General features: G+C 65.8%; 5 protein-coding genes. All 5 read left to right on the top strand.

All coding sequences use genetic code 11. The features are described from left to right. Positions 1-111: 111 nt before the first annotated feature. Genes D7Y13_RS36855 through D7Y13_RS36835 form a run of 5 tightly spaced genes read left to right on the top strand, consistent with a single transcriptional unit; the run spans position 112 to position 6,023 of the window. On the top strand, positions 112-969 hold the full coding sequence (locus D7Y13_RS36855; protein WP_120584640.1) for a hypothetical protein: 858 nt from the start codon (positions 112-114) through the stop codon (positions 967-969). Positions 970-1,017: 48 nt separating this feature from the next. Then, complete coding sequence (locus D7Y13_RS36850; RefSeq protein WP_147444385.1) at positions 1,018-1,872, top strand: hypothetical protein; 855 nt, start codon at positions 1,018-1,020, stop codon at positions 1,870-1,872. Between the two features lie 30 nt (positions 1,873-1,902). Then, positions 1,903-3,471 (top strand): hypothetical protein, encoded by a 1,569-nt coding sequence (locus D7Y13_RS36845; RefSeq protein WP_147452585.1) that lies wholly within the window; start codon positions 1,903-1,905, stop codon positions 3,469-3,471. A gap of 11 nt (positions 3,472-3,482) precedes the next feature. After that, on the top strand, positions 3,483-4,331 hold the full coding sequence (locus D7Y13_RS36840) for a hypothetical protein (RefSeq protein WP_120584637.1): 849 nt from the start codon (positions 3,483-3,485) through the stop codon (positions 4,329-4,331). A 30-nt stretch (positions 4,332-4,361) separates the two neighbouring features. Further along, positions 4,362-6,023, top strand: a complete 1,662-nt coding sequence (locus D7Y13_RS36835) for a hypothetical protein (protein WP_120584636.1) — start codon at positions 4,362-4,364, stop codon at positions 6,021-6,023. Positions 6,024-6,185: the final 162 nt, after the last annotated feature.

The raw sequence follows: 6,185 nt of genomic DNA, 5'->3' as shown, positions 1-6,185 counted from the left end.
AACACCCTAGGGTTCGTCGGCAGCGTCAGATGGGTATAAGAGACAGGGGGGGAGGGGGAGTGATACATTCGAGCCTCCTCCGTGCGGCGCCCACGCAAGGGTCATCTCGACATGTCCAGCCTCTGGTTCAACGTCCCCTTCCTGTATTGCCGCTTCCGGATGCTCGTCTCGCATTCGGTGCGCGAGAAGAGGGATGAGGGCCTTGTTTCCACGCACGACGCGCAGGTGGTCATCGCGGGGGCGTTCCGGCTTCAAGCGGGCCACGGTGTCCAGGCCCCCTACTTCTTCAACGACGCCGCGGTGTTTCGGGTCCAGGGTCGGTGTGTGAATGAATCGGTCCAGACAGGGCCGGTGGGCCGAATGGAAGTGAAGACCACGATGGTCATGTCTGGAGTCACCACGCCGAACGTGGTCTCCCTGAGCATCGATCCCGACTTCGACCATCAAGGGGTGTTCAAGACAGGGGCCGACGGTCGTGATCCCTTCGTCGCGATGCAGGTCGATACCGTGCGCAAGATCGTGGGCGAAAACCTGAACCACACCGAGCAAGAACATTCCGTGGATCAGCTTCGGATCAAGTTCTCCCTGCTCCAATGGAAGCTTCCGGAGAAGCCAGGGGAGCTGCGCTTCGATGAAACCTCCGGCGCCAACGTCGACTCCATCGACGGCTGTCGGTGGGACTGCGAGCGCCCGAAGATTTCCGGTGTCCTGCGGCTCACGCCCGGCATCCCGGCCTTTCGCATCGTGGATGACTCCGTGGAGCAGAACCCCGTTCCGAACTGTCGCATCCGCGTCCAGGGCCCGGACCGGCGGGAGCAGGAGTTCGAGACCGACGCGCAGGGCGAGGTCTTCATCCCCCGCACCGGCGACGAGGTCTACACCCTGCTCGGCGTCGTCCAGGACGAAGCCCCCCTGGCCGGCGCGCTGCTGGGCGAATGGACCGTCGAATCCATGCCGGACCTGCCCTGAACCTTCCTCCCGACCGACACCTCCAGACCACGCAAGGGTCAGCTCGACATGTCCAGCCTCTGGTTCAACGTCCCCTTCCTGTATTGCCGCTTCCGGATGGTCGTCTCGCATTCGGTAAGCAAGAAGACGGAGAACGGCGTTTCAACACACGACGCGCAGGTGGTCATCGCGGGGGCGTTCCGGCTTCAAGCGGGCCACAGTGTCCTGGGCCCCTACTTCTCCAACAATCATGCGGTGTTTCGGGTCCAGGGTCGGTGTGTGGATACCTGGTTCATGGCCCAGCCGGGTTACCGACAGGACGTGAAGACCACGATGCTCATGTCTGGAGTCACCACGCCCAACGTGGTCTCCCTGCGCATCCATCCTGAACACGACCATCAAGGGGTGTTCAAGACAGGGGCTGACGGTCGTGACCCCGTCGTCGCGATGCAGGTCCATGACGTGAGGAAGATCGCGTCCGCCAATCTGAACAACACCGAGGAAGAACACTCCGTGAAGGAGTTCCGGGTCGTCTTCGCCATGGGCGAATGGAAGCTTCCGGAGAAGCCAGGGGAGCTGCGCTTCGATGGAACCTCCGGCACCAGCCTCGAATCCATCGACTGCTGTCGGTTGACTTGCGAGCGCCCGGAGGTTTCCGGTGTCCTGCGGCTCACGCCTGGCATCCCGGCCTTTCGCATCGTGGATGACTCCGTGGAGCAGAACCCCATTCCAAACTGTCGCATCCGCGTCCAGGGCCCGGACCGCCGGGAGCAGGAGTTCGAGGCCGACGCGCAGGGCGAGGTCTTCATCCCCCGCACCGGCGACGAGGTCTACACCCTGCTCGGCGTCGTCCAGGACGACCTGCCCCTGGCCGGTGCGCTGCTGGGCGAATGGACCGTGGAATCCATGCCGGACCTGCCCTGAACCTTCTTCCCGACCGACACCTCCAGGCTCATGCCGAATCTTGAAACGCTGTTGAATGACACGCTGCTGCTCACCGCCGCCCCCGACGCACCGTGGAAGTCCTACGGCGCGAGCCCGGGCGCCCTGGAAGCCGCCGCTGCGGACCCGGGCACCCCGGGCCGCTGGAACTGGTCTCACGATGTCCGCAAGCCCGGGCGCGTGAGCGGAGTGACCTACCACCTGCTCCGGACGCCCTGGTACGTCGAACAGACCCCCACCGTGCTGGAGGAGCTCCTCTGGCATCCCATCGAGGTGGGCTATCGCGGCCTGCCCCTGACGCTGGAGCTCACCAAGAAGTTCCTGGTGCGCAAATACGAGACCTCCCGTGGAACCGTCGCCAAGGGACAGTCCGCCCACTGGCTTCCCGCGGAGCTCGACCGGAGCATGCTGCTGGTCTTCGGCTTCCAGTTGAACCTGCGCGCGAAGTCCAAGACCTTCTCGCTGGAGCCCATCCCCCTGGATGTGATGGAGCGGGACGACTTCATGCCCAGGCCCGGCGCGAAGCCGCCCAAGGCGCCCGTCATGAAGGTGACGCGCACGGAGACGGGGACCCTCCAACTCGTGCCCCTGCGGGTGCTGGTGTGCGCGGAGTTCGTCTGCTGCCAGGAGAGCACCGACTACGTGCCGGGCGCCAAGGCGCGCACGTCGCGGTTCCGGCCGCACCTGATGCTCATGAGCAACCGTCCGTTGGAGAGGCTGGCCGCGAAGATCAGCATCCGCCGTCCCTCCATGTCCACCATGGCGCATGAGGGCCTGCCCCCCGCGGACGACCAGGATGGGATGTCGCACATGATGGCGACGGGGATGTGGTCGGACTCGAACTCGCCGGAGATTGCCTGGGAGAAGATATTCACCGTTTCGATCCCGCCGGTCTGGTCCTCCATCTTCTCCCGCTTCAAGACGAACCTCCCTGCGGGCGCGGGCTACCTGATGGCCTCGCCGGACGCCCCGGGTGGACCGGGGTTCCTCTCGCACCGCTGGAACGACGCGGCGGGCCGGTATGAGCAGCATCAGGAGGAGCTGATGCCGGGCCAGGGGTACTTCGACAACATCCACGTGGCGCCGCCCATGCGCGCACCCAAGACCCTCCGCGACCTCTATCCGGACGCGAAGCTGAACCTGGAGGAGATCGTCATGGCGCCCTTCTGCATCCATGACTGTCTTCACCAGCACTGGCGGTGGTTGCCGGCGAAGGAGAAGTCCCTGCACGGTTGGGATGAGAAGGGGCCCTATGCCGTCCCAGGGGCTCCGCACATCCCGCTGCATCAGCACCTGCGCGTGGAGGTGGAGTCCCCGCACGCGTATGCCTATTGCGTCCGCTCGGAACAGGTCCTGGAGCCGGGCCGCTGGGAGTACATCCTGCACGAAGGACTGGCCTACGGAATCAGCGCGAGCCACGACGTGATGGGCAAGATGCTGCTGGGAGGTCGGGCGCTGCTCTCCCCGTGGCCCTCGGAGGCGCAGGCGTCGTGGGCGATGTTCTACTGGGTGCTGCGCTACAGCCGCACCCGCGACCGGGCCGTCGAGCGGCTCCTGGAGGACGGGGCGCCCGTCCCTTGAAACCTGACACCATGCCCAGTTCCTGGTTCGACGTCCCCTTCCTGTTCTGCCGCCTCCGCATCGTCGCGTCGTACACGGTGCGCGAGAACACGATGCCGTCCTTCGACAGCCTCACGACGCGGGACGTGGAGGTCGCTGTCTCGGGCGCGTTCCGGCTTCAGGCCGCGCATGGCCTCCAGCCCTACTTCCGCAATGAGCAGGTGTCTCTCCATGTCAGGGGACGCACGCGGGGCGAGTTCGTCCTCATTGAAAAAGACACGAGCCTCACCAGGGGCGCCACGGCGAAGTTCGCGGGCACCACCACGGCTGGCCTCGTCGCGCTGACCCTCTTCCCGGGCGACAAGCACGAGGCCCAACTGGCTCTGCCCTTCGGGGAGGCCTTCACCCTCCCCATCAAGTCCCAGGTCTGGGAAACCTACACGCACCCGAAAGGGACCCACACGAACCGGGGCACGGTCGATGATGAGTTCAGCATCGGCGATCACCTGACGTTGACCTTCCCTGAGAAGCCAGGCGAGGTGCGTCTGGACAAGGCCGAGCCGCTGATCGGGTTCTTTCCCGACTGCAAGACCGAAGGGGGCGTCCGTCTCACCGGCCTCCTCCGCCTCACCGCCGACATCCCCGCCTTCCACCTGGCGGATGACACGCTGGACGCGAATCCCATTCCCCACTGCCGCGTGCGCGTCCTCTGCCCGGATGGCGTCGAGCGCGAATACGAGTCCGACGAGGCGGGAGACATCTTCATCCCCCGCGCCGACAAGGGCGTCTACACGCTCGTGGAGGTCCTGCACGACCGAGCGCCCCAGTCCGCCGCGGTCCCCGGTGCGTGGAGCGTCGACGTGATTCCAGACATGGCCTGAACCTCTTCCCGATCCACACCCCGACAATCCATGCCGAATCTCGACGCGCTGTTGAAGGACACGATGTTGCTGACGGCGGCCCCCGGAGCGCCGTTCCAGGAGTTCGGTGGCGACGCGGGCACCTCCGAGTCCGCCGCCTCTCCCAGCGTTGGAGACCGCTGGGCCTGGACCCACGACCTGTCGAACGCCGGCCGGGTGACGCACCTCACCTACGACCTGCAAGACACGCCCTGGTACGCCGCGCAGACCGTCACCGTGCTGGACGAGCTCGTCTGGCATCCCATTGAACTGGTCCACCGCGGCATGCCGATGACGCTGGAGCTCTCCAAGGAGTTCCTGCTGCGCAAGTACGAAGCCTCCCAGGGCTCCATCCACGAAGAGCCCTTCCGGTACTGGATCCCCGCGACCCTCGACCGGAGCATGATGCTGGTGTTCGGGTTCCAGGTGAACCTGCGCGGCCCCGCCGGAGCCATCACGCTGGAGCCCATCCCGCGCGACGTGCTGTCCTGGGATGACTTCATGCCGCCGGCGAACCCCCCGACGCCCCCCAAGCCTCCGGTCATGAAGGTGAAGCGCACGGAGATGGGCACGCTGCGGCTCACGCCCCTGCGGGTGCTGGTGTGCGCGGAGTTCGTCTGCTGCACGGAGCGCAATGACTACACGCCGGGAAACATGGCGCGCACGTCCCGGTTCCGGCCGCACCTGATGCTCATGAGCAACCGGCCGCTGGACAAGATGGCCGCGAAGATCAGCATCCGCCGTCCGCCCATGACCACCATGGCGCACCAGATGCCGGAGCCTTCACCGGGGGAGCCACCCCACGACCCCCACGCTCCGCATGATCATCATGGCGCCCATGAGATGAGCACCCCCGCGCGCGGCCTGGCGTATGACCAGGACGAGATGGTCCACGAGATGGCCACGGGGATGTGGTCGGACTCGAACACCGCGGCGGTGTACTGGCGGAAGATCGCCAACGTGACGTTCCCTCCTCTCTGGAGCTCCATCTTCTCCCGGGTGAGCACGGACCTTCCCGCGGGCACGGCCTTCCTGATGGCCTCGCCCGACCTCAAGGGCGGGGATGGGTTCAATGCGAACATCTGGTCGGGACACGAGTACAAGACAGAGCAACAGCAGCTCATGAATCGCCAGGGATACTTCGACAACATCCACGTGGCGCCGCCCATGCGGGCCCCGAAGAGCGTCCGCGACTTCGTGAAGAACTCACCCCTGTACAAGCTGGACGCCATCGCCATGGCGCCCTTCTGCATCCATGACTGTCTCCACATGCACTGGCGCTGGTTGCCAGCCGAGGAGAAGTGGCTGTGGGGCTGGGACGAAACAGGCCCCTACAAAGCCCAGGGTGAACCGCACATCCCGGTCAACCAGCACCTGCGCGTGGAATTGGAATCCACCCATGCCTTCGCCTACTGCGTTCGCGCGGACACGGGCCTGGAGGCGGGACACTGGCAATACATCCTCCACGAGGGCCTGGCCTACGGGAACACCGCGGACAAGGAGTGGCTGGCGAAGTTCATGCTGGGGGGCATGCAGTTCCTGGACAACTGGCCCGCGGCGGCCAAGACGTCGTGGGCGATGTTCTACTGGTTCATCCGGCACTGGCACCTGAACGGCGTGGTCAGGGAAAGGCTCCTGGAAGACGGGGCGCCCGTGCTCCCGCCCTATCCCTGACCCACCCGGAGCGCGCGTGTCCGTTCCTGGGACGCGCCTTTCGCGCAAGCGGTCAGCGCGGGCCCCGCCCCGTGCCCGGGCTTCCTGATTCCGGGGACTTGCGCCGGCCGGATGCGCTGGCACGCGTCTCGCTTTGTCCCAGGCCCGTGGACATCCCGAAGG

The organism is Corallococcus praedator, assembly GCF_003612125.1.
Classification (GTDB): domain Bacteria; phylum Myxococcota; class Myxococcia; order Myxococcales; family Myxococcaceae; genus Corallococcus; species Corallococcus praedator.
The sequence above is the reverse complement of the archived record's forward strand: the minus strand, read 5'-3'. Positions and strand labels throughout refer to the sequence as shown.

Coding starts and splice junctions, on each gene's coding strand:
- D7Y13_RS36835 (WP_120584636.1), top strand. CDS start 4,362: ATGCCGAATCTCGACGCGCTGTTGAAGGACACGATGTTGCTGACGGCG.
- D7Y13_RS36840 (WP_120584637.1), top strand. CDS start 3,483: ATGCCCAGTTCCTGGTTCGACGTCCCCTTCCTGTTCTGCCGCCTCCGC.
- D7Y13_RS36845 (WP_147452585.1), top strand. CDS start 1,903: ATGCCGAATCTTGAAACGCTGTTGAATGACACGCTGCTGCTCACCGCC.
- D7Y13_RS36855 (WP_120584640.1), top strand. CDS start 112: ATGTCCAGCCTCTGGTTCAACGTCCCCTTCCTGTATTGCCGCTTCCGG.
- D7Y13_RS36850 (WP_147444385.1), top strand. CDS start 1,018: ATGTCCAGCCTCTGGTTCAACGTCCCCTTCCTGTATTGCCGCTTCCGG.